At 69.3% G+C, this 26,888-nt stretch carries 25 protein-coding genes; 8 read left to right on the forward strand and 17 right to left on the reverse strand.

All coding sequences use genetic code 11. The annotated features are described in order from the left end of the window. Position 1: 1 nt before the first annotated feature. The 5 genes from AC2YHJ_RS13825 to AC2YHJ_RS13845 all read right to left on the reverse strand — a co-directional run bounded on the left by AC2YHJ_RS13825 (position 2) and on the right by AC2YHJ_RS13845 (position 8,207). Complete coding sequence (locus AC2YHJ_RS13825; protein WP_487396643.1) at positions 2 to 1,765, reverse strand: thiamine pyrophosphate-dependent enzyme; 1,764 nt, start codon at positions 1,763 to 1,765, stop codon at positions 2 to 4. A 63-nt stretch (positions 1,766 to 1,828) separates the two neighbouring features. Further along, positions 1,829 to 4,966 (reverse strand): efflux RND transporter permease subunit, encoded by a 3,138-nt coding sequence (locus tag AC2YHJ_RS13830; RefSeq protein WP_487396644.1) that lies wholly within the window; start codon positions 4,964 to 4,966, stop codon positions 1,829 to 1,831. Between the two features lie 16 nt (positions 4,967 to 4,982). Continuing rightward, positions 4,983 to 6,101, reverse strand: a complete 1,119-nt coding sequence (locus tag AC2YHJ_RS13835) for an efflux RND transporter periplasmic adaptor subunit (protein ID WP_487396645.1) — start codon at positions 6,099 to 6,101, stop codon at positions 4,983 to 4,985. A 73-nt stretch (positions 6,102 to 6,174) separates the two neighbouring features. Continuing rightward, positions 6,175 to 7,167 (reverse strand): ABC transporter ATP-binding protein, encoded by a 993-nt coding sequence (locus tag AC2YHJ_RS13840; protein ID WP_487396646.1) that lies wholly within the window; start codon positions 7,165 to 7,167, stop codon positions 6,175 to 6,177. Next, positions 7,164 to 8,207, reverse strand: coding sequence for an ABC transporter ATP-binding protein (locus AC2YHJ_RS13845; protein ID WP_487396647.1), 1,044 nt, complete (start codon positions 8,205 to 8,207; stop codon positions 7,164 to 7,166). Before AC2YHJ_RS13845 ends, AC2YHJ_RS13840 begins: the two co-directional genes overlap by 4 nt. 195 nt (positions 8,208 to 8,402) lie before the next feature. Here AC2YHJ_RS13845 and AC2YHJ_RS13850 point away from each other — a divergent pair, with 195 nt between their 5' ends. The 3 genes from AC2YHJ_RS13850 (at position 8,403) to AC2YHJ_RS13860 (ending at position 9,159) form a co-directional block, all read left to right on the forward strand. Next, positions 8,403 to 8,657 (forward strand): Lrp/AsnC ligand binding domain-containing protein, encoded by a 255-nt coding sequence (locus tag AC2YHJ_RS13850; protein WP_487396648.1) that lies wholly within the window; start codon positions 8,403 to 8,405, stop codon positions 8,655 to 8,657. Beyond that, positions 8,654 to 8,806, forward strand: coding sequence for a hypothetical protein (locus tag AC2YHJ_RS13855; protein ID WP_487396649.1), 153 nt, complete (start codon positions 8,654 to 8,656; stop codon positions 8,804 to 8,806). The genes AC2YHJ_RS13850 and AC2YHJ_RS13855 overlap by 4 nt, the downstream gene beginning before the upstream one ends. A 101-nt stretch (positions 8,807 to 8,907) precedes the next feature. Then, entirely contained in the window at positions 8,908 to 9,159 is a 252-nt protein-coding gene (locus AC2YHJ_RS13860; protein WP_487396650.1) for a hypothetical protein, read from the forward strand. A 91-nt stretch (positions 9,160 to 9,250) separates the two neighbouring features. On the opposite strand, the gene AC2YHJ_RS13865 is transcribed toward AC2YHJ_RS13860, so the two are convergent. The 3 genes from AC2YHJ_RS13865 to ggt all read right to left on the reverse strand — a co-directional run bounded on the left by AC2YHJ_RS13865 (position 9,251) and on the right by ggt (position 12,955). Beyond that, positions 9,251 to 10,747 carry an amidase gene (locus AC2YHJ_RS13865; RefSeq protein WP_487396651.1) on the reverse strand — a complete coding sequence of 499 codons (1,497 nt, stop codon included), beginning with the start codon at positions 10,745 to 10,747 and terminating at the stop codon, positions 9,251 to 9,253. Next, the gene (locus AC2YHJ_RS13870; protein WP_487396652.1) at positions 10,744 to 11,247 is read right to left on the reverse strand and encodes a macro domain-containing protein; all 504 of its coding nucleotides are present in this window, start codon (positions 11,245 to 11,247) and stop codon (positions 10,744 to 10,746) included. Before AC2YHJ_RS13870 ends, AC2YHJ_RS13865 begins: the two co-directional genes overlap by 4 nt. A gap of 97 nt (positions 11,248 to 11,344) precedes the next feature. Continuing rightward, entirely contained in the window at positions 11,345 to 12,955 is a 1,611-nt protein-coding gene (gene ggt, locus AC2YHJ_RS13875; protein WP_487396653.1) for a gamma-glutamyltransferase, read from the reverse strand. Between the two features lie 330 nt (positions 12,956 to 13,285). Between ggt and AC2YHJ_RS13880 the strand changes: the two genes are divergently transcribed. Beyond that, a complete protein-coding gene (locus AC2YHJ_RS13880) occupies positions 13,286 to 13,627 on the forward strand; it encodes a tRNA-binding protein (protein ID WP_487396654.1) in 342 nt (113 codons plus the stop codon). Between the two features lies 1 nt (position 13,628). Continuing rightward, positions 13,629 to 14,105, forward strand: coding sequence for a xanthine phosphoribosyltransferase (gene gpt, locus AC2YHJ_RS13885; protein WP_487396655.1), 477 nt, complete (start codon positions 13,629 to 13,631; stop codon positions 14,103 to 14,105). A 4-nt stretch (positions 14,106 to 14,109) separates the two neighbouring features. Here the strand turns inward: gpt and AC2YHJ_RS13890 are convergent, their stop codons facing one another. After that, entirely contained in the window at positions 14,110 to 15,408 is a 1,299-nt protein-coding gene (locus AC2YHJ_RS13890) for a hemolysin family protein (protein WP_487396656.1), read from the reverse strand. A 365-nt stretch (positions 15,409 to 15,773) separates the two neighbouring features. Here AC2YHJ_RS13890 and AC2YHJ_RS13895 point away from each other — a divergent pair, with 365 nt between their 5' ends. From AC2YHJ_RS13895 to AC2YHJ_RS13905, 3 genes are read left to right on the forward strand one after another with little or no spacing between them, the layout of a single operon-like run. After that, a complete protein-coding gene (locus AC2YHJ_RS13895) occupies positions 15,774 to 16,061 on the forward strand; it encodes a hypothetical protein (RefSeq protein WP_487396657.1) in 288 nt (95 codons plus the stop codon). A gap of 59 nt (positions 16,062 to 16,120) precedes the next feature. Beyond that, positions 16,121 to 16,747, forward strand: coding sequence for a bifunctional 4-hydroxy-2-oxoglutarate aldolase/2-dehydro-3-deoxy-phosphogluconate aldolase (locus AC2YHJ_RS13900; protein WP_487396658.1), 627 nt, complete (start codon positions 16,121 to 16,123; stop codon positions 16,745 to 16,747). Position 16,748: 1 nt separating this feature from the next. Then, positions 16,749 to 17,669: a sugar kinase gene (locus AC2YHJ_RS13905; RefSeq protein WP_487396659.1), complete on the forward strand. Its 921-nt coding sequence runs from the start codon at positions 16,749 to 16,751 to the stop codon at positions 17,667 to 17,669. 38 nt (positions 17,670 to 17,707) lie between these two features. Here the strand turns inward: AC2YHJ_RS13905 and AC2YHJ_RS13910 are convergent, their stop codons facing one another. From AC2YHJ_RS13910 to AC2YHJ_RS13945, 8 genes are read right to left on the reverse strand one after another with little or no spacing between them, the layout of a single operon-like run. Then, positions 17,708 to 18,160, reverse strand: a complete 453-nt coding sequence (locus AC2YHJ_RS13910; protein ID WP_487396660.1) for a GNAT family N-acetyltransferase — start codon at positions 18,158 to 18,160, stop codon at positions 17,708 to 17,710. After that, the gene (locus AC2YHJ_RS13915) at positions 18,157 to 19,659 is read right to left on the reverse strand and encodes a M81 family metallopeptidase (RefSeq protein ID WP_487396661.1); all 1,503 of its coding nucleotides are present in this window, start codon (positions 19,657 to 19,659) and stop codon (positions 18,157 to 18,159) included. The genes AC2YHJ_RS13910 and AC2YHJ_RS13915 overlap by 4 nt, the downstream gene beginning before the upstream one ends. 6 nt (positions 19,660 to 19,665) lie before the next feature. Next, positions 19,666 to 20,919 (reverse strand): Zn-dependent hydrolase, encoded by a 1,254-nt coding sequence (locus AC2YHJ_RS13920; protein ID WP_487396662.1) that lies wholly within the window; start codon positions 20,917 to 20,919, stop codon positions 19,666 to 19,668. Beyond that, positions 20,916 to 22,151: a hydantoinase/carbamoylase family amidase gene (locus tag AC2YHJ_RS13925; RefSeq protein WP_487396663.1), complete on the reverse strand. Its 1,236-nt coding sequence runs from the start codon at positions 22,149 to 22,151 to the stop codon at positions 20,916 to 20,918. Before AC2YHJ_RS13925 ends, AC2YHJ_RS13920 begins: the two co-directional genes overlap by 4 nt. Next, complete coding sequence (locus AC2YHJ_RS13930) at positions 22,148 to 23,443, reverse strand: ArgE/DapE family deacylase (protein ID WP_487396664.1); 1,296 nt, start codon at positions 23,441 to 23,443, stop codon at positions 22,148 to 22,150. Before AC2YHJ_RS13930 ends, AC2YHJ_RS13925 begins: the two co-directional genes overlap by 4 nt. 10 nt (positions 23,444 to 23,453) lie before the next feature. After that, entirely contained in the window at positions 23,454 to 25,061 is a 1,608-nt protein-coding gene (locus AC2YHJ_RS13935; protein WP_487396665.1) for an ABC transporter ATP-binding protein, read from the reverse strand. After that, positions 25,058 to 25,903: an ABC transporter permease gene (locus AC2YHJ_RS13940; protein WP_487396666.1), complete on the reverse strand. Its 846-nt coding sequence runs from the start codon at positions 25,901 to 25,903 to the stop codon at positions 25,058 to 25,060. Before AC2YHJ_RS13940 ends, AC2YHJ_RS13935 begins: the two co-directional genes overlap by 4 nt. Then, positions 25,900 to 26,886: an ABC transporter permease gene (locus tag AC2YHJ_RS13945; RefSeq protein WP_487396667.1), complete on the reverse strand. Its 987-nt coding sequence runs from the start codon at positions 26,884 to 26,886 to the stop codon at positions 25,900 to 25,902. Before AC2YHJ_RS13945 ends, AC2YHJ_RS13940 begins: the two co-directional genes overlap by 4 nt. Between the last annotated feature and the right edge of the window lie 2 nt (positions 26,887 to 26,888).

Here is a 26,888-nt window from a genome sequence, read left to right on the forward strand (position 1 = left end):
ATCAGCGGATGCGCGGCCCGGTCCGCCGCGGCGCCGGGGTGCGGCTTGCCTGCGCGGGGGCCGCAGCCGCCGCGCCTTCCGCCGCCTTCGTCGCCTGTGCGCGCAGGTCCGCGATGGTCGCGCGGTTCGTCACCTGCTCGGGGTTGGTGCGGACCTCGACGATCGCCGGCTTGCCGGACGCCATGGCGCGCTTCACCGCCGGCACCAGTTCGTCCGTCGTCTCGACGATCTCGCCATGGCCGCCGAAGGCCTCGATGAACTTCGCGAAATCCGGGTTGGTCAGCGCGGTGCCGGAGACGCGGTGCGGATAGGCGCGTTCCTGGTACATGCGGATCGTGCCGTACATCTGGTTGTTGAAGACCAGGATGATCGGGTTGACCGAATGGTGGAACGCCGTCGCGATCTCCTGCCCCGTCATCATGAAGCCGCCATCGCCGACGAAGCAGATCACCGTGCGGTCCGGATGGGTGATCTTCGCGCCGATCGCCGCCGGCACCGAATACCCCATCGCGCCGTTGGTCGGCCCAAGGAAGTCCTGCTTCTCGCTGAAATGCATGAAGCGGTTCGGCCAGGTCGCGAAATTGCCGGCGTCGGTGGTGAAGATCGTGTCCTTGGGCAGTTCCTTCTCCAGCGCCTGCAGGGCCGTGGCGAGGTTGAGCGGCCCCTCGTAATCCTGCGGCTTGGCCTGGGCGAGGCGCAGTGCACGCAGTTCCTTCGTCCAGGCGGCCCAGGCCGGCTTCTTCACCGCGCCGGCGGCCTTGGCCGCGGCAGCAAAGGCGTTCACCTCCGACACGATGCCGAGCGCCGGGCGATAGACGCGCCCGATCTCCGCCTGGTCCGGATAGACATGGATGATTGGCGTGGCGCCGGCCATGTCCAGCAGCGTGTAGCCCTGGCTCACCGGCTCGCCGATGCGCGTGCCGATGGCGAGGATCAGGTCGGCTTCCTTCGCCTTGGCGACCAGCCCGCCATCGGCGCCGACACCGAGGTCGCCGACATAGTTCGGCGAGGTTCCGTCGAACAGCCCCATGCGGCGGAAGGCTACCGAAACCGGCAGGTCGTTCGCCAGCAGCCAGTCGCGGATATCGGCGCGACCCTGCTCGGTCCAGCGCGAACCGCCAAGGATCACGAGCGGCTTCTTCGCCTCGCCCAGCATCTTCATCACCCGCGGCATGGCCTCGGGCGAAGGGTTCGCGGGCAACACCTCGGCCGGGCCGATGTCGGGGACGTTCGCGAGACGCTTCTGCATCTCCTCGCTGATCGCCACCACGACCGGGCCGGGACGGCCCGACGTCGCGACATCGAAGGCATGCGCCATCAATTCGGGGATGCGCTTCTCATCGTCGATCTGCGTCACCCACTTCGCGAGCGGGCCGAACATCTGGCGGTAGTCGACTTCCTGGAAGGTCTCGCGATCCGTCTCATCGACCGGGATCTGGCCGACCAGCAGCACCAGCGGCGTGGAATCCTGGAAGGCGACATGCACGCCGATCGCGGCGTGGCAGGCACCGGGCCCGCGTGTGACAATGGCCACCCCCGGCTTGCCCGTCAGCTTGCCGTAGGCTTCCGCCATGTGGACGGCGCCGGCCTCGAAACGGCAGGTCACCAGTTGCAGGCGGTTGCGCACCGAATACAGGCCATCGAGAAGGTCGAGGTAGGATTCGCCAGGCACACAGAAGGCGTGCGTCACACCCTGCGCCACCAGCGCATCCGCCAGCAGCTTGCCCCCCGTGCGCCCCGCGGCGGCGCGCCGTGCCTCAGTCATACGGACATCCTTCCCGTGATTCGGAAACAATCGGCCGGAGGCTAGCCTCTCCGGCCCGGCTCGTCACTCCGCCGGCTGCGGCCCGTGGCCGTGGCCGCCATCGGTCCCCTGGCGGGCCTGCAGATCCGCGAGCTTCGCCGCGATCGCCCCGATCGGCTTGGTGTAGGGGGCCAGCAGCAGGTACAGCGCCGGCACCGCGTAGAGCGTGACGAAGGTGGACAGGGTGATGCCGCCCACGATCACCACACCGAGCGCCTGGCGGCTTTCCGCCCCCGCCCCCGTCGCCGCGGCCAGTGGCACCGCGCCCAGCACCGTCGCGATCGAGGTCATCAGGATCGGCCGCAGCCGCACCACGGAGGCTTCGAGGACGGCATCGCGGATGCTCAGGCCCCGGTCGCGCAGCTGGTTGGCGAATTCCACGACAAGGATGCCGTTCTTCGCCATCAACCCGATCAGCAGGATCATGCCGATCTGGCTGAACACGTTGAGCGACTGGCCCGTCCACCACAGCGCCAGCAGCCCGCCGGTGACCGCGAGCGGGGTCGAGAACAGGATCACCAGCGGGTGGATGAAGCTCTCGAACTGCGCGGCGAGCACGAGGAACACCACCAGCAGCGCCATGGCGAAGGTGACGTACAGCGCGCCCGAGGATTCCTTGAACTCCAGCGACTGGCCCCGATAGGAGATGCGCGCGTCGCTCGGCAGCACCTCCCGCGCGACGCCATCGAGGAAGGTCAGCGCGTCGCCCAGCGAATACCCGGGCGCGAGGGAGGCGGTGATGGTGATGGCGCGCACCCGGTCCTCGCGCGCCAGCGTCTGGGCGCGGGCGCGTTCGGACAGCGTCACCACATTCGACAGCGGCACCAGCCCGCCGGATGCCGTGCGCACGAAGACATTCTGCAGGTCATAGGGCGAGATCCGCAGGCTGTCCGGCGCCTGCAGCAGCACCTTGTACTCCTGCCCGCCGACCACATAGGTCGTCACCTCGCGCGAGCCCATCATCGTCTCGATGGTGCGGCCCACCGCGGCGATGGAGATGCCGAGGTCGGCGGCCTTGCGGCGGTCGATCTCGACGCGCACCTCAGGCTTCGTCTCCTTGAAGTTGTGATCGAGGTTCAGCAGGCGCGGATTCTCCCGTGCGCGCTCAAGGAACCGATCGCGCCACTGCACGAGCGTGTCGTAGTCCGGCCCGCCGATCACGAACTGCACCGGCGGCTGGAAGCCACGCGCGCCGAGCGAAGGCGGGTTCAGCGCGAAGCCGCGCACGCCTGGGATGGCGGCGATCTGGGGGAAGACCTCGGCGGCGATGGTCTGCTGCGTGCGGCTGCGCTCAGCCCAAGGCGACAGGCGGATGAAGATGTTGGCGACGTTGCCGACCGCCGGCCGCTGGAAGCCGCCGACCGTCGAGAACACCGCCGCCGCCTCGCCATTGTCCACGTAGCGCTGCAACAGCCGCTCGATCTGCGTGACATGCTCCATGGTGTAGCCGAAGGAGGCACCCTCGGGCCCGGTGGTCGGAATGATGACCACGCCGCGATCCTCGGTGGGCGCGAATTCCTTGGGCAGCACGCCGTAGAGCACGACCGCGAGGGCGCAGAGCAGGCCCGAGGCGCCGATCACCAGCAGCGGCGCGCGCAGCGCCCGGTCCAGCGTCCAGCGCAGCGTCGCGTTCATGCCGAGGAAGAAGGGCTCGGTCACACGCACGAACCAGGTCTCGCCCTGATGCGCCTTCAGCAGCTTGGAGCACATCATGGGCGTCAAGGTCAGCGCGATCAGCCCCGAGAACAGCACCGAGGCCGCGAGCGCGAGGCCGAATTCGGTAAACAGCCGGCCGGTATTGCCGCCCATGAAGGACAGCGGCACGAAGACCGCGATCAGCACCAGCGTCGTCGCGATGACCGCGAAGGCGATCTCCCGCGCGCCGAGCAGGGAAGCGAGCAGCGGCTCCTCGCCCTCCTCGATCCGGCGATGGATGTTCTCCAGCACCACGATGGCGTCGTCCACCACGAGGCCGATCGCCAGCACCAGCCCCAGCAGCGTCAGCACATTCACCGAGAAGCCGAGCGCCGCCATGGCGATGAAGGAAGCGATGATCGAAACGGGGATCGCCACCGCCGGGATGATGGTGGCACGCACCGATCGCAGGAACAGGAAGATGACGCTGATCACCAGCCCCAGGGCGATCATCAGGGCGTGTTCCACCTCGAAGATCGACTGGCTGATGAACAGGCTCTCGTCATAGCCGATGACGGTGTCCACGCCCTCCGGCAGCGTCGGACGGATGCGCTCCATCTCGGCCTTCACGCCATTGGCAACGGACAGCGTATTGGCGGTGGACTGGCGCAGGACGCCGAGCCCGATGGCCGGGCGGCCACCGATGCGGTAGCCGCCGCGGGTGTCCTCGGCCGCGACCTCGATGCGGGCGACCTCGCCTAACAGCACCTGGGCGCCGCCCGCGCCGCGGGTGACGACCATTTCGCGGAACTGCTCGGGGCGCGACATGCGGCTGTCGGTGCGCACGGTCAGTTCGCGATTGGTGCTTTCGATGCGCCCGCCCGGCAGTTCGACATTCTCGCGACGGATCGCGTCCTCGACGTCCTGCACCGTCAGGTTGCGCGCGGCCAGCGCCTGGCGGTCGAGCCAGACGCGCATGGAAAAGCGCCGCTCGCCCTGGATCAGCACCTGGGCGACGCCCTCGACGATCGCGAGCCGATCGACGATGCGCCGCTGCGCGAGGTCGGTGAGGTCGAGGGGCGTCAACCGCTCGGATGCCAGCGCGATCCACAGGATCGGCCGGCTGTCGCCATCGACCTTGGCGACGACGGGCGTGTCGGCCTGTTCCGGCAGGCGCGCCAGCGCGCGGGCGACCTTGTCGCGCACATCGTTCGCCGCTGCGTCGACATTGCGCGTCAGGCGGAATTCCAGCGTGATCTGGCTGCGTTCGTCGCGCGACTGGGAGGATATGGACTTGATGCCCTCGATCCCCGCGACGGCGCCTTCCAGGATCTCGGTGATCTGGCTGTCCACCACGGGGGCCGAGGCGCCGCGATAGGTGGTGGTGATCTGGATGATCGGCGGGTCGATCGCCGGGTATTCGCGGATCGGCATGCGCATCAGCGCGAAGATGCCGAGCACCGTGAGCATGAGGGAGATGACGGTCGCGAAGACCGGGCGCTTGATCGAGACGTCGGAGAGAACCATGACCGCCTCGCCCCGTTCAGCTCGTGGGCCGTGTCAGGGTTTCGGTGACCCGGACGGGGATGTCATTGCGCAGCCGCTGGACGCCGCGCACCACCACCGGCTCACCGGCATTGAGGCCCTCGCGCACCTCGACCTCGCCGGGCAGGCGCAGGCCGAGCTTCACCTCCTGCCGCCGCGCGCGCCCGTCGCGCACGACGAAGACGAAGGCGCGGTCGCCGACCGGGTCGATCGCTTCCTCGGCGACCAGCAGCGCGCGCTCGCGTTCCTCCAGCACCAGTTCCACGGTCAGGAACAGGCCGGGGCGGAGTGCCTCATCGGCATTGTCGAATTCGCTGATCACGCGCACGGAACGCGTGGCCGGGTCGATGCGGGTGTCGATGAACGCGACCCGCCCATCGAAGCGCCGCGCGCCATAGGCGCTGCTGCGCGCCGCCACGCCGCTGCCGACGCGGATGCGGGCGAGATAGACCTCGGGCACTGAGAATTCGACGCGCACGCGGGCGGTGTCGTCCAGCGTGGTGATCACCGTGCCCGGCTGGATCAGCGCCCCGGGGCTGACCTGACGCAGCCCGACGCGCCCGGCGAAGGGCGCGATCACGCGCAGTTCCTCGAGCCGCGCATCGGCCTGGCGGACGCGGCCTTCCGCCTGCCGGGCCATGGCTTCCAGCGTTTCCAGCCGCTGGGCCGCGATGGTCTGGCCGGGCTGCAACTGGCGGGCGCGCACCAGCTGGTTGCGCGCGTCATCAAGCAATGCGCGGGCCTGGTCGAGTTCCGCGCGCAACGCCGCGGCATCGAGTTGCACGAGCGTGGCGCCGGCCTCGACGCGTTCGCCTTCGGTGAAGCGGATCGCCTCGACCATGCCGGCGACCTTGGTGGTGATGGTGACGGCCTCGCGGGCGCGGACCGTGCCGACGCTTTCGACCCGTTCGATAACGGGGGCGACGCGCACCGGCTGGACGATCACGCCGACCGGGCCACCCGCCCCACTGCCACGTGCCGCGCCGGCCTGGGATGCCTGCACGAGCCCGATCACCTCGAGCGGCGGACGCAGCCCGAGCTGTTCACCATAGTAGTGCCAGCCCGCGCCTACCCCGCCCAGAACGGCAAGGATCGCCACCTGTGTTACAGTCTTCATCGTGAGCCCGCCCGCGAACGCGCAATACATGACCATGTCGTGAGCGTTCGGCAAGCGTTCGCGCGCAGCCGCATCAGGCAGCGCCGACCTTGATGCAGCGAACGGTCCGCCCGCCCCCCTTCGCGATCGATGGCGGAACGGTGTCGAGGCAATCTTGCTCGGCCAGCGCGCAACGCGGGGCGAAGGCACAACCGGCGGGCACCTTCTCAAGACTCGGCGGCGCGCCGGGGATGGTGGTCAGCCGCTTGCCGCGCATGCCGGCATGCACCGTCGCGCCCAGCAAGCCTTGCGGATAGGGATGCAGCGGGCCGGCCATGAAGGGCAGCACCGGGCCTTCCTCGACCACGCGCCCGGCATACATCACGGCGATCCGGTCGGCGATCTCGCCCGCCACGCCAAGGTCGTGGGTGACGAAGATGACGCCCATGCCGAGCTTTTCCTGCAACTCACGCAGTAGCAGCAGCACTTGGATCTGCACCGTCGCGTCAAGCGCGGTCGTCGGTTCGTCCGCCAGCAGCAATTTCGGTTTGCAGGCGAGCGCGACTGCAATCATTGCGCGCTGCCGGAGGCCACCGGACAACTCATGCGGGTATGCGGCGAGCCGGCGCTTCGCTGAAGGAATCTGCACCAGCTCCAGCAATTCCAGGGCGCGCGCATCGGCCGCGGCGCGCGATGCGCCTTCATGGCGCTGCACCGCCTCCGCGATCTGCCGGCCAATGGTAAAGACCGGGTCGAGCGCGGTCATCGGCTCCTGGAAGATCATGGCGACGTCGCCGCCGCGGAAGGCGGAGAGTTGGCCCTCGTTCATCGCCTGCACATCACGGCCGACGACCTCGATGCTGCCGCCGACCTTCGCCTGCCTCGGCAGCAGCTTCATCAGCGCGCGCAGCGTCACCGACTTGCCCGAGCCGGATTCACCCAGCAGGCACAGCACCTCCCCCTGTGCCAGGTCGAGATCGACGCCGTTCACCGCATGCACCGTGGTGTCGCGGTTGACGAAGCGCACCGACAGGTCGCGGGCGCGAACCAGCGGCGTGGCGGTGTCCATTTTCAACGCCGCGCTCATGCCGCCATCCTCGCCGCCAGCGTATGGCCGGACCCGGGCATCACGGCGTGGCAGGCCGACTCATGCCCATTCGACAGCGTCGCCGCGACAGGCTCGCGCGCAGCGCAGACTGGCTCCGCCATCGGGCAGCGGGTGCGGAAGCGGCAGCCGGAGGGCGGGTTGACCGGATTGGGCGGGTCGCCGGTCAGCGGCGGTTCGGTACGGCGCTTCGCCGGATCCATCGAGGGGCGGGAGGCGAGCAGCGCGCGGGTATAGGGATGCGCGGGACGCTCGTAGATCTCCTCGACCGGACCGTGCTCGGCGACCTTGCCGAGATACATCACCAGCACGCGGTCCGAGATGTACTGCACCACGTTCAGGTCGTGGCTGATGAAGGCGTAGGTGAGGCCGAACTTCTCCTTGAGGTCCATCAGCAGGTTCAGCACCTGCGCCTCGACCGATTTGTCGAGCGCGGAGACGGGCTCGTCCAGGATCACCAGGCGCGGCTGCAGCGCGAGCGCGCGGGCGATGTTGATGCGCTGGCGCTGGCCGCCCGAAAGCTCATGCGGATAGCGCTGGGCGAACTGCTTTGGCGCGAGGCCGACGGCGGCGAGCAGGTCGTGCGCGCGTTCCCGTGCCTCGAAGGCCGAGACGCCATGGACCTTGGGCGCGAAGGCGATGGTCTCCTCGATGGTCAGGCGCGGGTTCAGCGAGGCGTAGGAATCCTGGAAGACCATCTGCACCTGTCGGCGATAGTCGCGCAGCGCGATGCCGCCGGTCTGGTCGTTGCCGCCGACCGACTCGCCATCGAAGACCATCTCCCCGGCGTCGGGGTCCATCAGGCGCATCAGCAGCCGGGCGGTGGTGGATTTGCCGCAGCCGGATTCACCGACGATGCCGAGCGTCTCGCCCTTCAGGATGGTCAGGTCCACCCCGTCCACCGCGCGCACCTCCGCGACCTGCCGGCCGAGCAGCCCGCCGCGGATGGGGAAATGCTTCACCAGCCCCGTCACGTTCAGGAGGGGCTGGGCGGGGCCACCGCGATCGGGGGCCTGGGTCATGGCGCTCATGACGGGACGGCAAGCAACCGGCGTGCCGCGCCGGACGGGGCTGGCGACTCCACGGCTGCCCAGACGATGCCCATTTCCTGGGCGGTAGCGCCTGCGGTCCGATCATTGGGCGCGACGCGGCGGCTGATGTAGAAGGGCCGAGGCAGGCGCCCGGCCGGCGTGGCGCCACCAAGGATGGAACCGGCGATGCGCGCGATCTTCGTGATGATCAAATGTGAGATGGGCCAAGCCTATCGCGTCGCCCGCGACATGGCCGACACCATCGAGGAATTGTCGGAGATGCATTCCATCTCCGGCCAATACGACCTGCTCGGGAAATTCTACCTGCCGAGCGACCGCGACATCGGCGAGTTCGTGGTGGAAACGGTGCAGACGGTGCCGGGCGTGAAGGACACCTACACGCTGCAGACCTTCAACGCCTTCTCGGGCCAGCGGGGATGACGCCCACCCTGCCCGCGCTGCTGGTGGCCGCAGCACTGCTCGCCGGCTGCCGCGACACGGTTCCTGGCGCCGGCGCGCCAGGGTCGCTCTCGGTCACCACCGGTGGCTATGTCGGCATGGCGACCGGGGTCGTCTCGCAATCGCGCTGATTGTGGCGAAACCGCCCCGGGGCGCCACACCGCTGCCCTGACCGCGCCGCGCGCCGGACATGACGGCCGGGCAATCTCCCGACCATCAGGAGGTTGCTCCCATGCGCGTGCTTCCCGCCCTCGCCCTTTCCGCATCCCTCGCGCTCGGTGCCTGCCAGTATCCGGACGGCACGACCGACTGGGGCAGCACGGCCGCGCTCGGCATCGGTGCGGCGGCGGTGACCGGCCTGGCCATCGCCGCGAGCAACAGCAACAACAACCGCTATTACGGCGACCGCTACTACCGCCAGCCTCGCTACTATGGCGGCGGGCCGCGCTACGCCTATCGCGACGGCCCCTATCGCCGCTGGTAGGCTGGGAATGGCGCGCGGGGCTGGCGGGGCGGCCGCGCGCAAAGGAAGGCGATACCGGACCCGCAGAGGCGAAGCCTGTGCGGGATTGGTATCAGTCGCAGCCGATCGCGCCGGGCATCTCCGTCACCGGCTTCGCCGCCGCCAGCGCGGCGAGGTCCGGCACCGGGCGGCGTAGCACGGGGTCTGCCGCGAAGGCGTCCTCGATCGCCGCGGCGACGCGCAGCACCAGGACATCGCCCCCACGCGGGCCGACGATCTGCAGCCCGAAGGGCATGCCGAGCCGGTCCACGCCCATCGGCAGCGAAATCGCGGGATGCCCGCACAGCGTCACGTAGTAGGCGCAGGCGAGCCAGTGGAAGTAGGTCCGGGTCGGCTTGCCGTCGATCTCCGCCGGATAGAGTTCCGACCACGGACGCGGCGACAGCGTGATGGCGGGCGTGATCAGCACGTCGTGGCGCGCGAAGAAATGCTGCCAGGCGCGGTACATCCGCGTCTGCGCCGCCGCCGCCTTCGCCGCATCCTCCAGGCTGTAGCGCAGCCCTTCCTCGACATTGGCGCGCACATTCGGGCCTACATCCTGTGGCCGCGTGCGCACCTTCTCGAGGTGGGAGGTGAGGAAGCCGGTCGCGCGCAGCACCTCGAAGGCCTCGTCGCCGCCGCGGCAATCGGGGTCGGCCTCCTCCGCCGAGCCGAACAGCGGGGCGATCGCCTTGGCGCGGATGGCGAAGGCCTCGCGGATCAGCTTCTCGACCGGCGCCTGGCCGAAATCGACGCTGACGGCGAGGCGCAGCGATGCGAGGTCGATCGGCGGCAGCGGATGGAAGGCTTCCGGCACGCCGCGCACCGGGCCTTCCGGCAGGGTGTAGGCGAGCGGATCCATCGCATCGTCGGACGCCATGGCGGCCAGCAGCAGCGCCGTGTCCGGCACGTTGCGCGCCATCGGCCCGAGCACCGGCAGCCCCGACCAGCCATGGCCGCGCTTCTCGGACGGCACCAGCCCCGGCGAGGGCCGGTAGCCGACGATGCCGTTGAAGGCCGCCGGGTTGCGCAGCGACCCGCCGGTGTCCGACCCCGAGCAGATCGGCGCCATCCCGCAGGCCAGCGCCACGCCCGACCCGCCCGACGACCCTGCCGCGGATTTCGTCGGATCGAAGGGATTGCCCGTCACGCCATAGACGGCGTTGCGGGTATTCGCCCCGGCGCCGAATTCCGGCGTGTTGGTCTTGCCGATCACCACCGCGCCGGCCTCGCGCAGGTTGGCGACCATGCCGCAATCGGCCTCGGGTACGAAGTCCTTGAAGATCGGGCTGCCATAGGTGGTGCGCAGGCCCTTGGTTTCCTCCAGGTCCTTGATGCCGACCGGCAGGCCGTGCAGCAGGCCGAGCTCGCCACCCTGCATCACCGCGGCCTCGGCCGCCTTCGCCCCGGCGCGCGCCGCCGCCTCATCCATCGCGACCATGGCGTTGACCGCGTGGTTCACCGCCCCGATGCGCTTGAGGCAGGACTCCATCAATTCCACCGGGGACAGCGCCTTGCGCCCGATCAGGCGCCGCGCCTCGAGGGCCGAGAGGTCACAGGGTTCGGTCATGCGCCGAGTTCCTTTTCGTAGAGCGCGAGCGTGTAGTCGTCGAAGCAGGCGAAGGTGACGTCGAGTTCGCCATGGCGCGCACCATCCTCCCGCACCGCCGACACCGCAATCCGGGTGGCCCGCTGCGGCGGGTAGCCGAAGATGCCGGTCGAGATCGCCGGGAAGGCGATGGACCGCCCGCCCGCCTCGCGCAGCAAGGCGAGGCTGTGGGTGTAGCAGCCGGCGAGCAGATCCGCCTCGCCGCGATCCCCGCCGTACCAGACCGGCCCGACCGCGTGGATGACGAAGCGCGCTGGCAAGGCAAAGCCCGGCGTGATGCGGGCCTGCCCGACCGGACAGGGCGCGAGCGGCGCGCAGGACGCGGCGAGTGCCGCCTCCCCCGCCGCGCGGAAGATCGCCCCGCAGACGCCACCGCCCATGGCGAGCCGTTCATTCGCGGCATTCACGATGGCATCGACGGCGAGCGTCGTGATGTCGGCCTGGATCGCGCGCATGGTCATGGCAGGGCCCCTCCCTGCGCAGTGCGTGGCATGCCGAGGCACCGGCCTCAAGCGCCGATCGGACGGGGCCATGGTCCCCGTCCGCCGAGCCGCGGGCTTAGTAGCCCAGCGCGCACCCATCCTTGCGCGGGTCGGAGCCGCCGACCAGGCAGCCCTTCTCGCGGTCGATGAAGATCGCCTGGCCGCCGCCATGCGGCTTGTCGACCAGTTCGCAGTCATGACCGAGCCGGTCCAGCCGGTCGATCACCTGCCCCGGGATGCCACGCTCCACCTGCACCTTGCCGTCCTGCGGCATCAGGCGCGGGAAGTCGATCGCCTCCTGCACGTCCAGGCCGAATTCGAAGTGGTTGGTCAGGAACAGCGTCTGGCCGGTCGGCTGGAAGCGGCCGCCCATGACGCCATACGGCATGATGGCCTGCCCGTCCTTCATCACCATGCCGGGGATGATGGTGTGCAGCGGCCGCTTGTTCGGCGCGATGCAGTTCGGATGCCCATCCTGGATGCGGAAGCCGAAGCCGCGGTTTTGCAGCATGACGCCGGACTTCTCGGCGAGGATGCCCGTCCCGAAGCCCTCGAACAGCGAGTTGATGAAGGAACAGGCGTTGCCGTCCTTGTCCACCACGCAGAGATAGACGGTGTCCTTGTGCTTCTTCAGGTCGCTCTCGCCGGCCGGCGGCATGTCCGCCTCGGCCATCGCCGCGTCGTCGCGGATCGCGGCGGCGAGGCGCTTCAGGTAGTCGGCGTTCAGCAGCTTCTCGACCGGCACATCCACCTGGGACGGGTCGGCCAGGAACGCATCGCGGTCGCGATAGGCGAAGCGCGCGGCCTCGATATGGCGATGGTAGCGCAGGGCGCTGCCAGGCCCGCCTTCCGGCGTCTCGAGGTTACCCAGCGTGCCGAGGATCTGCAGCACATGCATGCCGACGCCGTTCGGCGGGCACTGGAACACCTCCATGCCGCGCCACTTGATCGAGATCGGCTCGACGAACTCGGCCACATCGGCGCCGCGGGCGAAGTCTTCCTCGGTGTGCAGGCCGCCGGCGGCGCGCAGCGTGGCGACGATGTCGGCCGCGACCTCGCCCTCATAGAAGGCCTTCTTGCCCTTCGCAGCGATGGCGCGCAGCGTCTTCGCCAGTTCCGGCTGGGTGAAGCGGCTGCCGAGCGCGGGCGCCTCCCCGTCGCGCAGGAAGCGGCGCGCCGAGGCCGGGTGCTTCATCAGCTTGCCGACCGAGCTGACCCAGTCGGAAGCGACGCGCGGGGAGACGGCGAAGCCTTCCTCGGCATAGCCGATCGCCGCCTGCAGGATGCGGTCGAGGCCGAGCTTGCCATGCGTGCGGTTCAGCAATTCCCAGGCGCTGATCGCGCCCGGCACCGTCACCGAATGGGCGGAGGTGTTGACCATCGCGGTCAGCCCCGCGGCGCGCAGCGCATCGGGCGTCGCGGCAGCAGGCGCGCGGCCGGATCCGTTCAGGGCGATGACCTTGGAGGACCCGGCCGGGACGTAGAGGCAGAAATTGTCGCCGCCGATGCCGGTCGAGGCTGGCTCGATCACGCATTGCACGGCGCAGGCCGCGATGGCGGCGTCCATCGCATTGCCCCCGGCGCGCAGGATGTCGAGCGCGGCGAGCGTGGCCTGCGGCATGGAGGTGGCGGCCATGCCGTTGGTGCCATAGGCGGCGCTGCGGCCGGGCAGGTGGAAGTCGCGCATCGAAGGGTCCGTTTCCGTCAGGGGTTGTCCCCTCCATGCAACGGGACGGGGAGGATGGAAAGGGCGCGCGGCGATGGGCCAGCCTCGCGGCGGCGGCATGGCGCATCCACGCCAGTCCGGGGCGCCGCAGGGATCGTGGTTGCGATTGGGGATGGTATCGGCAGGCCTGTTCATGATACGTTCTACGCGCCACGGGGGGCATTGCGCCCGCGACGCGGCGGGCGCCGATAAAGGCCTAAAGTTCTAAAATCCTAAAAGCTTAAAGGTGAAACGATCGGCGGCGCGCCCCGCCCCTCGCGCCACCGCGCGTTCCGGTCTAGACGCGACCTCATGAGCACGCCCGCGACGATCGAGGATTTCGAGCGCCTGGACATCCGGGCCGGCACCATCGTGGACGCCCAGCCCTTCCCCGAGGCGCGCAAGCCCTCCATCCGGCTCTGGGTGGATTTCGGCGGCACGGTCGGGGTGAAGCGCTCGGCCGCGCAGATCACGGTCCACTATGCGCCGGACCGGCTGATCGGGCGGCAGGTGATGGCGGTGGTGAACTTTCCGCCGCGCCGCATCGCGGGCTTCGAGAGCGAGGTGCTGGTGCTCGGCGTACCGGATGAGACCGGCGCGGTGGTGCTGCTGAAGCCGGACCTGCGGGTGCCGGATGGGGGAAGGATGTTCTGAGATGGCGCCGCGCTACTACACCGTCACCTGGGACCAGTTGCATCGCGACAGCAAGGCGCTGGCCTGGCGGCTACTGGAAAAGGGCCCCTGGCGCGGCATCGTCGCCATCACCCGCGGCGGGCTGATCCCGGCCGCGATCATCGCGCGCGAGCTGGACTGCCGGCTGATCGAGAGCGTGTCGATCATCACCTATGACGAGGAGAAGCGCGGCGATCCGCAGGTCGCGAAGCCCCCGGTCGCGGCCGGCGATGGCGAAGGCTGGCTGATCGTGGACGACCTGGTGGACACCGGCACCACGGCCCGCGTGATCCGCGGCCTGCTGCCCAAGGCGCATTTCGCCACTGTTTATGCGAAGCCGGCGGGCAAGCCGGTGGTGGAGACCTTCATCACGGAAGTGTCCCAGGACACCTGGATCCTGTTCCCCTGGGACACCGAGCCGCAGTTCATCGCGCCGATCGCGAAGAGCGTGGCGAAGTAGCGATTCAGGCCGCCGCCTCCTCCCGGCTCGCCAGCACCTTGTCTACGCGGCGGCCATCCATGTCCACGACCTCGAAGCGCCAGCCGGCCCAGACGATGCGGTCGCCTTCCTTCGGCACGCGCTTCAGCAGGGCCAGCATCAGCCCACCCACCGTGTGGTAGGTGCCCGTCGCCGGCAGTTCCGGCAGTTCGAGCCGCGCGCGCAACTCGTCCGACGGCATCGACCCGTCGAGCAGCAACGACCCGTCATGGCGTTCGATCGCCACGCCATCCGCCTCCGGCTCGACCGGGCCGAGGTCGCCCACGATCGCCTCCAGCAGGTCGGAGGCGGTGACGACGCCTTCAAAGGACCCGTATTCGTCCATCACCAACGCCAGGCCGAGCCGGTCGCCGCGGAGCCTCTCCAGCGCGTCGAGCGCCGTCAGCGTGTCGGGCAGCACCAGCGGCTGGCGCAGCACGCGCCCAAGCGACATCGGCGTGCCTTCCAGCATCTGGTCGAGCAGGTCTTTCGCCACCACGACGCCCACGACATTATCCACCCGGCCATCGGCGACGATGAAGCGCGTGACGTCCGAGGCTCGCAGCCGGGCCGCGATATCCGCTGGCGGATCGGAGCGGTCGAGCCAGGCGAGGTCGTTGCGCGGCGTCATCAGCGCGCGCACGGGCTTGTCGGCTAGGCGCAGCACGCGCTCGATCATGTGCCGCTCCTCGGTCTCGAGCGCGCCGGCCTGGGCGCCCTCGGCGACCACGGCCTTTACCTCCTCTTCCGTGACGGATTGCTCACCCGGCACGGCCGGCCCGAACAGCCGCAGCACCGCCGCGGAGGACTTGCCGAGCACCCAGACAACCGGTGCCGAGACGCGCGACAACCGCGCCATCGGGCGGGCGACGATGACCGCGACCCGCTCGGGATTGCGCAGCGCGACCTGCTTCGGAACCAGTTCGCCGAGGATCAGGCTGAGATAGGTGATGGCGATGACGACCAGGGTGAAGGCGATCTCGGAGCCATAGGGCGCGACGCCGGGGATGGCGTTCAGCGCCTCCCCCAGCGTGCCAGCCAGGCGCGCGCCGCCGAAGGCGCCAGCGAAGATGCCGACCAGGGTGATGCCGACCTGCACCGTGGGCAGGAAGCGCTGCGGGTCGTCGGCCAAGGCCAGGGCGGCTTCCGCCCCGAGGCTGCCGCGACGCTGCAACGCCATCAGGCGGGAGCGCCGTGAGGAGACGATGGCCAGTTCGCTCATGGCAAATGCGCCGTTGAGCAGGACAAGCAGGATGATGACGCCAATCTCGAGGGCTGTGCCCATGGGTGTCGTGATACCTCCGGGCGCGGCATTTAAAGTAAAAGCCGGACGGGTGGAACGCGGCGGCGGAACGGCCGGGGTGGTGTTGCTGGCTCGCGCGGGGCGGGCCGGATCGGCGGCATCTCGCCTGTGAATTGCATGCGAACCCACCCCGCCACGCCGCGATGCCTCAGGTCATCAATTACAATTTCACCACAATGGATTGATTTTGCACTTATTAACGCCTCACTTGAATCGCATTTCGGCGCTGATGGTCCGGCGAATTTCGCGACATCGCTCACATAACGAGACGATTTCTACTCGCCCCGGTGGCAGCTCTCGGTTAAGAAAGCTTTAAGACGCGACCGCGAGGCCCCATGCCCGACCCGATGACCCCGTCCGAATCTGCCGCACACGCGTCGGTCGCGGTGTTCCCGCAGCGGCCCGAGGATCGTCTCCGTCTCGCCCTGCGCCGCCTCGATGAGGCGATCGGCGAGCAATCCCTTGCCACCGCCGGTCTGCGCGACGCCATCGGCGACCTGTCCCGCACGATGTCGCGGCTGGGTGACAGCGTGACAGGCTATCGCGGCGCCCTCGACACCACCGCCGCCGAGATCGAGCGCGCGCTCGCCGCAGCCCGGCGGCTGGAAGCCACCGCCAGCCGCATGGCGGTCTGACCAACCCCTTGCCACGGCCACCGGCCCGGCCAAGCATGCCGGGCGGAGGACCCGGCACCATGCATCCCCTGATCCCTCGCCTGCGGGAGGCACGCATCATCCCGGTGGTGCGCACCTCCTCCGCCGCCCGCGCCGCGACCGCCGTCGCCTGGCTGCAGGAAGCCGGGCTGCGCATCTTCGAGATCACCATGACGGTGCCCGAAGCCCCCGCGCTGATCCGGGCGCTCGCCGCCGACCCTTCCCTGCTGGTCGGCGCCGGCACCGTGGCCGATGCCCAGATGGCCGAGGTCTGCCTCGATGCCGGGGCGAAGTTCATCGTCGCCCCCTGGGTCGATCCCGCCCTCGCCGGCCCGGTGCAGGAGGCCGGGGCTTGCCTGATGCTCGGCGCGCTGACGCCGACCGAGGTGCGCGCGGCGCTGGCCGCGGGCGCCGATGTGGTGAAGGTGTTTCCGGCGAGTTCGGTGGGCGGGCCGGCGCATGTGAAGGCGCTGCGCTCGGTCTTCCCCGACGTCACCTTCTGCCCGACCGGCGGCGTGGATGCGCGCAACCTCCCGGACTACCTGGCCGCGGGCGCGGCCTTCGTCGGCATCGGCGGCAAGCTGGTGGATGAGAAACTGATCGCCGCCGGCGACCGCGCGACCATACAGCGCGCCGCCGAGGACGCGCTTGGCATCGTGAGGACCTGAGATGGCCGAGTTGCTCTGCATGGGCGAACCCATGCTGGAGTTCAACCAGCAGCGCCCCGGCCCGGACGGCCGCGTGCTGTATCTGGAAGGACACGGCGGCGACACGTCCAACGCCGCCATCGCCGCGGCGCGCTCAGGCGCCTCGGTGGGGTATGTGACCGCGATCGGCACCGACGCGGCCAGCGACAGCTTCATGGCGCTGTGGGCGCGGGAGGGTGTCGCGACCGACACCGTCATCCGCCGCCCCGATGCGCCGACCGGCATCTACTTCGTCACCCATGATGCCGGCGGGCATCACTTTGCCTTCTACCGCAGCGGCAGCGCCGCGGCGCTGTACAGGCCGCAGGAAGTCCCCGCGGACGCCTTCCGCTCCGCCCGCATCCTGCATGTCTCGGGCATCAGCCAGGCGATCTCGGAGAGCGCCTGCGACGCGGTGTTCCACGCCATCCACCTGGCGCGGGAGGCCGGGGCCTCGGTATCCTACGACACCAACCTGCGACTGCGCCTGTGGCCGGCAGCGCGCGCCGCGGCGGTCATCCACGCGGCGATCGGCATGGCCGACATCGCCCTGCCCTCGCTGGATGACGCGACGGCGCTGACCGGGCTGACGGACCCGGACGCGGTGGTGGATTTCTACCTGCGGCTTTGCCCGCTGGTGCTGCTGAAATGCGGCGCGGCGGGCTGCATCGTTGCGACGCGGGATGAGAGGACGCGCATCGCCGCCCATCGCGTGGAGGCAGTGGATGCGACGGGTGCCGGGGATACCTTCGCCGGGGCGCTGCTGGCGCGGCTGCTGGCGGGGGACGATCCGGTCGCCGCAGCACGCTACGCCAATGCGGCCGCGGCGCTGTCGACGACCGGCTACGGTGCGGTGGCGCCGATCCCGCGCGAGGGCGCGGTGCGGGCCCTGCTCGCGGGGTAAAACAGTGCGCGCCGCCGCGCTGGTCCTGCCGCTGCCACCTACAACGGCCGGCAGGCCGGCTCCAGCGCGAGGGCATGCGTCACCCGTGAGTCGCCCGCCACTTGCAGGAAGCCCAGCGACTGCCAGAAGGCGAAGGCGGCCGCCGGAGCACGCAGCCGGATCAACCCGGCTCCCGAAGTCTCTGCCTCCGCGATCGCCATCCGCGCGAGCTTGGCACCGAGCCCACTCCGCCGCGCCTGCGGCGCGACGTAGAAGCGGCGCATGCGCAACGCCGCGGCGAAAGGATCGCGCGTGATGCCGCCGATCGCGAGCAATGCGCCTCCGGCGTCGAAACCACCGAACAGGGCTTCTCCGGCCTCGGTAAAGCGAGTGGTGCCGTCCGCCCATTCCGCGGCGAGGACATCCAGCATGCGGAACCCTTCGCGCCGCGCCGTGGCGGCGAGCGCCGACAGGTCCAGCGGCAGGGCCAGCAACCGCCGGATATCGTTCACGCCGTCCGCCGGTTGTCCCCCGGCCGCAGCCGCAGCCCCGGCCGCAGGTTGGTGAAGGGCAGCACCGCCGGATCCGCCACGACGGGTCCCGGCGCGGTGACGACGATGACTTCCGACGCGATGGGCTGGAAGTCCGCGCGGAAATGCACGGAGGATTTCACCGCGACGATCTTCTGTTCCGCCGGTTCGATGCCGATGAAACGGAACAGCGCCTGGTCATGCGCCTGCATCTTGCGGCTGACCAGCACGACGCGCACGCCGGGTGCGACGCGGATCAGCGCGGATGGACCAAGATCGGCCGGATTGCCCTTGCCCATCGGCCCCGTCAGCGTGAAGCGGCCATCCGACAGCTTCTCGATCAGCGCGGTCACGCGCAGCGGCGCGCCATCGCTCTTGCCGCCGAGGTCGAGGGCGATCTCCGCCCCCTCCCCCGCCGCATGGCAGGCAGCCGCCGCTTCCGCATCGTTCATCGGAGCGAGCACCGCGCCCTGCGCATCCTGGCGGATCAGCTCGGCGAGCAGGCCGGTGGTGTCGCCATGCCCGCCGCCGCCGGGATTGTCCTGCGTGTCTGCGAGGATGACCGGGCCGGAGGCATCGCGCTTCGCCATCGCGCGCGCCACGCCCTCGGAGGCCGGCGCGACGCCCAGGGCGAACTCCGTCTCCTTCGACGCTATGAAACCGGCCAGCGCTTCCGCGGCAGCCGCCGCCTGTTCCGGTGTGTCGGCGTAGGAGGCGATTGCCATGCCGCAGCCGGGGAAATCGGCATAAGGAAAGCCGAAGCAGAAGCCGAGCTCCCAGACGCCGTCCGCCTCGCCGAGGCGCGCACGCTCGGCCATCACATCGCCCATCGGCGCGACCATGGTGCATTGACCGGGCAGCGGGGTCCAGAAATCGAGCTCGCGGAACACCTTCGCGGGGCGTCGCCCTTCCCGGATCATGCGCAGCAGCAGGCGGACGGCCTGCGCACCGGCCGGCTTCATGTCGATATGCGGATAGGTGCGGTAGGGCACCAGCACATCCGAATGCGCGACCATCGCCGCCGTCTTGTTGGCATGCGGGTCGAGGCTGACGGCGATCGGCATCTCCGGCCCGACCACCGCGCGGACGCGGCGCAGCACCTCGCCCTCCGCATCGGGGAAGTCATCCGAGACCATCGCGCCATGCAGTTCGAGATAGACGCCGTCGAGCGGGCCGGCCTGCAGCGCGTCCGACAGCGCCGCGATGATCAGCGCGGCGATACGCTCGAAGGCCTCGCGCGTCACCGGGCCGGCGGGATTGGCGAAGGCCCAGGCGAGCGGGGCGATCTCAATGCCCTCGGCTTCGGCAACGGCGATCGCGCCCGCGCTGGGCGCCGCGGTCGGACGCAGCGCGTCGAGCAGCGTCGCCGCATGCTGCAGCGGCGGGAAGCCGCCAGGCTTCACGAAATCCAACCACGCCGTCGGGCGCGGGGCGAAGGAATGGCTTTCGTGCTGGAAGCCACCAATGGCGATACGGGTCATGTGGTCCTAATCCTTCGCGATGCCGGCCGTGGCAAGCACGGCATCGGCCAGCACGCGCATGCCGGCCTCGGCCCATTCGGGGGTGATGCTCTCGGCCTCGTTATGGCTGATGCCGCCATGGCAGGGGCAGAAGATCATGGTGGTCGACACGCGGCGCGCGACATAGACGGCGTCGTGCCCGATGCCGGTCGGCATGTCCATGTGGCTGTAGCCGAGGCGTTGCGCGGCATCGCGCACACGGGAGACGAGCGCGGGATCGAAGGGCGTCGCCGGCGAGTACCAGAAATCCGTGACGGTGATGGTGACGCCACGCGCTGCCGCGATGGCCGTGGCCTTCGCGCGGATCTCCTCGGCCATCGCCGCGAGCAGTTCCGGTTCGTGATGGCGCGTGTCGATGGAGAACCAGATGCGCGACGGCGCGATGTTGCGGCTGTCGGGATAGACGGACAGGCGACCGACCGTCGCGCGGCCCGGTTCGCCCGAAGCCGTGACGGAGGCGAGTGCGATCTCCTCGATTGCCGCGATCAGCGGGGCGGCAGCCATCATCGCGTCGCGCCGGCCGGCCATGGGGGAGCCGCCATGCGCCTCCTCACCCTCGACCGTGACTTCCAGCCAATTCTGCGCCAGCGCATGAGTGACGACGCCGATCGTCCTGCCGGCATCCTCCAGCAGCTTGCCCTGTTCGATATGCAGTTCGATGTAGGCGCCGAGGTCGCGCAACGCGCCCGGGTCGGCCTCGCCCTGCCAGCCGATGCGGGCCAGTTCCTCGCCGAAGACCTTGCCCTCGGGGTCCTGCTTGGCGAGGATCTCCGCCTCGGTGAAGATGCCCATCGCCGCGCCGCTGCCCATCATGGGCGGAGCGAAGCGCGCGCCTTCCTCGTTCGTCCAGTTGACGAGCATGAGCGGCGCCTCGGTCTCGATGCCGGCCTCATGCACTGCGCGCATCACCTCGAGGCCGGCAAGCACGCCGAGCACGCCGTCGAACTTCCCACCCGTCGGCTGGGTATCCAGATGGCTGCCGAAGGCGACCGGCTTGCGCGACGGATCGCGGCCGGGGCGCGTCAGCAGCATGTTGCCCAGGCGATCGACGGTCAGCGTGCAGCCCGCGGCCTCGGCCCAGCGTTGCAGCAGATGGCGACCTTCGGAATCGAGATCGGTCAGCGTCTGGCGGTTGCACCCGCCCTTCGCGGTGCCGCCAATCTTCGCCATCGCCATCAGGCTGTCCCAGAGGCGCTGCCCGGACAACGGAACATTGGTCATGCGAGGCCTCCTGCCGCTTCGATCACCGCGGGTCCCATCGCCGCCAACCCCGCGGCGCACCATTCGCGTGAGATGCTCTCCGACGGATGATGGCTGACACCGCCATGGCAGGGAATGAACATCAGCGCCGAGGGCACGACGATGCCGACATGCAGCGCGTCCTGCGGGATCGGACCGGGCATGTCGCGATGCTTCAACTGCGCGCCATCGGCGGCGCGGCGCAGGGCATCGAGCAGCTTGGGCGCGAAGGGCACGCGCGGATAGCCGCCGACGCGCTGGATATCCACCTGAACGCCACGCCGCGCGGCGACTTCAGCGACGGCCCGGCGGAAGGTCGCCTCCATGCGGGTGTTGCCGTCCGCATCGGGGTGACGGATGTTCGCGGCGACCCGCACAAGGGATGGAATGTTCCCGCGCGCATCGGGCTGCAACGCGATGCGCGTCGCAGTGGCCATCCCGCCGGTCTCGACGGCGGTGCGCTCCAGCGCGAGGATGAGTTCGGACGCCGCCGCGAGCGCATCCTTCCGGCCTGCCATGGGATAGCCGACATGGCCATCCGTGCCGGTGACGATGACATCCCACTGCTCGACGCCGATGCAGTGGGTGACGATGCCGATGGGGATGCCCTCGCGTTCCAGGATCGGGCCCTGTTCGATATGGGCTTCGAAATAGGCCGCGAAACTGCGCGCAACGGCGGGATCCGCGGTGCCGGCCCAGCCGATGGCGTTCAGCGCATCGCCAAAGGTGATCGCGGGATCGAAGTTGTCCGGCGCGGCGAGGACCTTGGCTTCCTCGATCACGCCCATCGCGCCGCCGCTCGCCGACATGGCCGGGCTGAAGCGGGAGCCCTCCTCATTCGTCCAGTTCACCACGGTGATCGCCGCACGCGTGCGGCGGCCGGCTTCATGCAGCGCACGCACGATCTCGAGGCCGAGCAGCACGCCATAGGGACCATCGTACTTCCCGCCGGTCGGCACGCTGTCGAGATGGCTGCCGATCGCGACGGGCGCTGCGACCGGATCGGTGCCGGCATAGGTGCAATGCATGTTGCCGAGCCGATCGACGGTGACGGTGCATCCGGCCGCGATCGCGCAGTCCCGCAGCAGCGCCCGGGCCGCCGCATCCTCCGATGACAGGGCCAGGCGCTTCACTCCGCCATCGGACGTCGCACCGATGCGCGCCATCTGCCCCAGGCTGTCCCAGAAGCGGTCGGCGGAGAATGGAAGGCTCATGCGACTTTCTCCACACCGCACCATTCGGCCATGGTCAGCGCGATGGTGCGCGTGATGTCGTGCATGGAATCAAGCCCGACGCTTTCGTCGATGCCGTGGATCTCCTGCGCGTCGGGACCGAAGCAGGCGACCGGCGTGTCCTGGTAGAGCGTGAAGAAGCGCCCATCGGTCAGCCCCGTCGCCGGGTAGTCGCGCAGGAAGCCGCCGGAGACGTCGGCGAAGTGGCCCTTGGCCATGGTCACGATCGGCGCGTTCATGTCGAAGACGCAGGGGTCGGCCATGAAGCCCTTGAACTCCAGCTTCACCGTCGCGCCCTTCAGCGCCGGATCGGCGGCGGCCTCGGCCACCAGGCGCTCGATGTCAGCCTTCGTCTGCGCGGCGGTGTAGCCCATCATCACGCCGACACGCATGCCGATGCGCGCGCGCGTCGGCACGGAGGAATTCCACTCGCCCCCCTCGATGGTGCCGAAATTGACGTTGACCGGATGATTCACGCCGCGGAAGGAGGCGTGGATGCGTTCCGCCCTGTTCATCTCGGCCTGGTAGTCGTCGAAACGCGCCGCAATGGCGTTGGCGGCCTTAATGGCGTTGAGGCCCGCCTGCATGTCGCGCACATGCGCGGGACGGCCCGAAACCGTCACCCAGGCCCAGACCACGCCGACCTCGGCGGAATACATCGCCGGCAGGCCGGGGCCGGGCTCGGGGATGATCACCGCATCGGTCCTCGGCAGTGCCAGCATGGCGGCAAGTGCGCCATTGCCGGTGCATTCCTCCTCGATCACCGACTGCATCTGCACCTCGGCGGCCGGCTGCAGCCCGGCGAGGCGCAGCGCCTTGAAGGCGGAGACGTAGGAGACGATGCCCGCCTTCATGTCGCCGGCACCACGGCCATACATGCGCCCGCCGCGGATGGCGGGTTGGTAGGGCGGCGTCTCCCACATGTCGGCTGCCCCTTCGGGCACAACATCAACGTGGCCCTGCAGCGCGAGGCTTCGCCCCTTGCGCTCACGCGGCATGTGGACAGCGACGACGTTGTCGCGCCCTTCATAGGACACCAGCGGCGGTGAGAAGCCCGGATGCGATGCCAATTCCCCCGGCACCGTCGGCACGCACCGCGGCGTCAGGCCCAGACCTTCGTAGATGCGCGCCATCTCGTTCAGCGCCGACGCCTCGTTGCCGAGCGTCGAGCGGCAGCGCACCAGCGCCTCCAGCGTCCGCACGGCGTCGTCGCGCAGCGCGTCCACCGCCTCCAGGATCGCGCGGCGCGCGCCGGGGTCGAGCGTGTCGGTCATGGTCGTTTCCTCAGGCGGCGATGACGGGCGGCGTCCAGGATCGGCCCGGAATGCTGTCCAGCAATTGCCGTGTATAGGCGTGCTGCGGATTGCCGAACACCTCGGCCGTGGGGCCCTGCTCAACGATCGCGCCACGCTGCATCACGGCGATGCGGTCGCATATCTGCGCCGCGACCCGCAGGTCATGGGTGATGAACAGCATGGTCAGCCCAAGCCGCGCACGGATATCGGCGAGCAGGCCCAGCACCTGCGCCTGCACCGACACGTCGAGTGCGGAGACCGGTTCATCCGCGATCAGCAATTCCGGTTCCATTGCCAGTGCGCGGGCGATGCCGATGCGTTGCCGCTGTCCGCCGGAGAATTCGTGCGGATAGCGGTCGATCGCGCCGGGATCGAGTTGCACCAGCCGCAGCAGGTCGCGCGCGCGGGCCAGCGCCGCGCTCCGTTCGACGCCGTGAGTGACCGGCCCCTCCGCGATGATGTCGCCGACGCGCCGACGCGGGTTCAGCGAAGCGAAGGGATCCTGGAAGACCATCTGGATGCGCTTGCGGAAGGGCTTCCAGGCGCCGCGCGAGAGTGGACGCAAATCCTCACCCTCGAAGATGATCTCGCCCTTCTCCGGTTCCACCAGCTTCACGACGCAGCGCGCCAGCGTCGATTTACCCGAGCCGGATTCACCGACCAGGCCCAGCGTCTCGCCTTTGCGCAGGATGAAATCGGCGTCGTGGACAGCTCGCACGACCGGCTTCGGGCCGAACCAGCCGCCGGGACGGCGATAGGTCTTCTCGACGCCCTTCGCCTCCAGCACCAGCGGCTCGGTGGAGGCCGCGGCGGTCGAAGGCGAGCCATGCGGCACCGCGGCGATGAGCGCGCGGGTGTAGGGGTGCTGCGGGTTGTTCAGCACCTCGGCCGCCGAGCCTTGTTCGACGATGCGCCCTTTCTGCATCACGGCGACACGATCCGCGATCTCCGCCACCACACCGAAATCATGCGTGATGAACATCACGCCGGTGCCGCGCCGCGATTGGATCTCGCGGATCAGCCGCAGGATCTGCATCTGCGTCGTGACGTCGAGCGCGGTGGTGGGTTCATCCGCGATCAGCAGCGAGGGTTCCAGCGCCAGCGCCATCGCGATCATCACGCGCTGCCGCTGCCCGCCGGACAGCCGGAACGGATAGGAGCGCGCCGTCGCCGCCGGATCGGGCAGGTTCACCGCCGCCAGCAGTTCCGGCACGCGCCGCGCTGCGTCACCGCCGGCGCCGTGCACGCGCATCGCTTCGGCGATCTGCTCGCCGACGCGCATGACGGGGTTCAGCGCCGTCATCGGTTCCTGGAAGATCATCGCGAGGCGATCGCCACGCAGCCGGCGCATTGCCTCTGAGCCGAGGCCGAGCAAGTCTTTCCCCTCGAAGGCGATGCGCCCGCTGCGCACAGGCAATCCCTTCGGCAACAATCCCATCACCGCATTTGCGGTGATCGACTTGCCCGAGCCGGATTCGCCGACGACGCAGACGATCTCGCCGGTATTCACCGACAGGGTGATATCTTCCACGGCATACGGGCGGTCGCCGCCGGGCGGCAGGGCGACGGTCAAGCCCTCGACGGTCAGCAGGCTCATGCCGCGCCTCCGCGTTGGCGGGCGAGCCGCGGGTTCAACGCGTCGGACAGCCCCTCACCCACCAGGTTCAGCGCCAGGACGGTGACGAAGATCGCGAGGCCAGGAAACACCGACATCCACCAGGCGAGCCGAATCACCGACCGACCCGATCCGATCAGGAAACCCCAGGTCATCAGGTTCGGATCGCCGAGGCCGAGGAAGGACAGCGCGCTCTCCAGCAGGATCGCCGAGGCCACCATCAGCGACGACAGCACCACGATGGGCGAGAGCGCATTGGGCAGGATATCCGTCACCACGATGGCGACGCGCGACTTGCCCAGCACTTCCGCCGCCTGGACGAACTCGCGGGATCGCAGGGACAGGAACTCCGCCCGCACCACCCGTGCGACCGGCGGCCAGGACACGACCGCGATCGCGAAGACCACCGAGACGATCGACGGTGTGAAGATCGCAACCAGCAGGATGGCGAAGACGAAGGAGGGAATGGTCTGGAAGAATTCGGTGAACCGCATCACCGCGTCATCCACGACGCCGCCGAGATACCCCGCGATCGCGCCGAGCGTCACGCCGATGCACAGCGCCGCGACCGTCGAGACCGCCCCCACCATCAGCGAAATCCGCGCCCCATGCGCGATCCCCGCAGCCACGTCGCGCCCAAGGCTATCCGACCCGAGCAGCATGCCATCCTCGCCCGGCGGCACGAAGGGCGCGGTCGCCATGTCCCATGGGCTCCCGGGGAACAGCACCGAGGCGAAGATCGCCACTGCGAAGACGAGCAGAAGGATGACCAGCCCCACCACGGCGCCGCGGTTGCGGCGAAAGCGTCGCCAGAAATCGCTCATCCCTCGACCTCCACCCGCGGATCGACGATGGCATAGAGCAGGTCGGTCACGAGATTGAACAGCACCACCATCACCGATGTGCAGAAGAAGACGCCGAGCAGCACCGCATAATCCCGCGCCAGCAGCGCATCGAAGGCGAGCCGACCGATGCCGGGCCAGGCGAAGACGGTCTCGACCAGGATGGACCCGCCGATCAACTGCCCCGCCTGGATACCCGCGAAGGTGATCACCGGCAGCAGCGCGTTGCGCAGCACATGCCGCCGCACGACCTGCCCTTCCGGCACGCCCTTGGCCCGCGCCGTCTTGACGAAATCCTGGTCGGCCACCTCCAGCATCGTCGCGCGCGTCAGCCGCGCATAGACGGCCAGGTAGAACAGCCCAAGTGTCGCCGCCGGCAGGATCAGGTGCTTGCCAACATCCAGCACCGCATCGATGCCATACAGATCGACACCGACGGTCGCCATGCCGAAGCTCGGCAGCCATTCCAGCCAGACCGAGAAGAACAACACCAGCATCAGCCCGACCCAGAACAGCGGTGTCGCATAGAAGGTCAGCGCGATGACGGTGATGATGGAATCCGCCCAGGTGCCGACGCGCCGCGCCGCCAGCGTGCCGAGCGTGACACCGGCGGCCACGGCGAAGACGAAGGCCGCGCCCGTCAGCAGCAGCGTCGCCGGCAGGCGTTCGCTGATCAGCTTCCAGACCGGCTGCTGCTGCCGGTGGCTGAATCCGAGATCGAGCGTGAGCACGCCCTTGAGATAAATCCAGAGCTGCTCATAGAGCGGCCTGTCGAGCCCGAACTGTTCCCGCAACTGCGCGAGGAAGCGTTCATCCGCCGCCCCGGATTGGCCGGCGATGACGCTCGCCGGGTCCCCCGGCGCGGCGTGGATTAGGAAGAAGTTGCAGACGACGATCGCGATGACCACGATCGCCGCCTTGATCCCGCGCCGCAGCAGAAAGCCGGGCAGCCGCGATAGCTCCATCC

The organism is Roseomonas sp. SRI_022 (genome assembly GCF_057586215.1).

Bases quoted from the DNA above. Each gene is read 5' to 3' on its own strand.
- gpt (WP_487396655.1), top strand. From the start codon at position 13,629: ATGGCGCCGCGCTACTACACCGTCACCTGGGACCAGTTGCATCGCGAC.
- AC2YHJ_RS13870 (WP_487396652.1), bottom strand. From the start codon at position 11,247: ATGACCATGCGCGCGATCCAGGCCGACATCACGACGCTCGCCGTCGAT.
- AC2YHJ_RS13895 (WP_487396657.1), top strand. From the start codon at position 15,774: ATGACCCCGTCCGAATCTGCCGCACACGCGTCGGTCGCGGTGTTCCCG.
- AC2YHJ_RS13830 (WP_487396644.1), bottom strand. From the start codon at position 4,966: ATGGTTCTCTCCGACGTCTCGATCAAGCGCCCGGTCTTCGCGACCGTC.
- AC2YHJ_RS13915 (WP_487396661.1), bottom strand. From the start codon at position 19,659: ATGACCCGTATCGCCATTGGTGGCTTCCAGCACGAAAGCCATTCCTTC.
- AC2YHJ_RS13935 (WP_487396665.1), bottom strand. From the start codon at position 25,061: ATGAGCCTGCTGACCGTCGAGGGCTTGACCGTCGCCCTGCCGCCCGGC.
- AC2YHJ_RS13850 (WP_487396648.1), top strand. From the start codon at position 8,403: ATGCGCGCGATCTTCGTGATGATCAAATGTGAGATGGGCCAAGCCTAT.
- AC2YHJ_RS13930 (WP_487396664.1), bottom strand. From the start codon at position 23,443: ATGACCGACACGCTCGACCCCGGCGCGCGCCGCGCGATCCTGGAGGCG.
- AC2YHJ_RS13880 (WP_487396654.1), top strand. From the start codon at position 13,286: ATGAGCACGCCCGCGACGATCGAGGATTTCGAGCGCCTGGACATCCGG.
- AC2YHJ_RS13920 (WP_487396662.1), bottom strand. From the start codon at position 20,919: ATGACCAATGTTCCGTTGTCCGGGCAGCGCCTCTGGGACAGCCTGATG.
- AC2YHJ_RS13860 (WP_487396650.1), top strand. From the start codon at position 8,908: ATGCGCGTGCTTCCCGCCCTCGCCCTTTCCGCATCCCTCGCGCTCGGT.
- AC2YHJ_RS13855 (WP_487396649.1), top strand. From the start codon at position 8,654: ATGACGCCCACCCTGCCCGCGCTGCTGGTGGCCGCAGCACTGCTCGCC.
- AC2YHJ_RS13900 (WP_487396658.1), top strand. From the start codon at position 16,121: ATGCATCCCCTGATCCCTCGCCTGCGGGAGGCACGCATCATCCCGGTG.
- AC2YHJ_RS13905 (WP_487396659.1), top strand. From the start codon at position 16,749: ATGGCCGAGTTGCTCTGCATGGGCGAACCCATGCTGGAGTTCAACCAG.
- AC2YHJ_RS13865 (WP_487396651.1), bottom strand. From the start codon at position 10,747: ATGACCGAACCCTGTGACCTCTCGGCCCTCGAGGCGCGGCGCCTGATC.
- AC2YHJ_RS13890 (WP_487396656.1), bottom strand. From the start codon at position 15,408: ATGGGCACAGCCCTCGAGATTGGCGTCATCATCCTGCTTGTCCTGCTC.
- AC2YHJ_RS13840 (WP_487396646.1), bottom strand. From the start codon at position 7,167: ATGAGCGCGGCGTTGAAAATGGACACCGCCACGCCGCTGGTTCGCGCC.
- AC2YHJ_RS13835 (WP_487396645.1), bottom strand. From the start codon at position 6,101: ATGAAGACTGTAACACAGGTGGCGATCCTTGCCGTTCTGGGCGGGGTA.
- AC2YHJ_RS13945 (WP_487396667.1), bottom strand. From the start codon at position 26,886: ATGGAGCTATCGCGGCTGCCCGGCTTTCTGCTGCGGCGCGGGATCAAG.
- AC2YHJ_RS13825 (WP_487396643.1), bottom strand. From the start codon at position 1,765: ATGACTGAGGCACGGCGCGCCGCCGCGGGGCGCACGGGGGGCAAGCTG.
- AC2YHJ_RS13940 (WP_487396666.1), bottom strand. From the start codon at position 25,903: ATGAGCGATTTCTGGCGACGCTTTCGCCGCAACCGCGGCGCCGTGGTG.
- AC2YHJ_RS13845 (WP_487396647.1), bottom strand. From the start codon at position 8,207: ATGACCCAGGCCCCCGATCGCGGTGGCCCCGCCCAGCCCCTCCTGAAC.
- AC2YHJ_RS13925 (WP_487396663.1), bottom strand. From the start codon at position 22,151: ATGAGCCTTCCATTCTCCGCCGACCGCTTCTGGGACAGCCTGGGGCAG.
- ggt (WP_487396653.1), bottom strand. From the start codon at position 12,955: ATGCGCGACTTCCACCTGCCCGGCCGCAGCGCCGCCTATGGCACCAAC.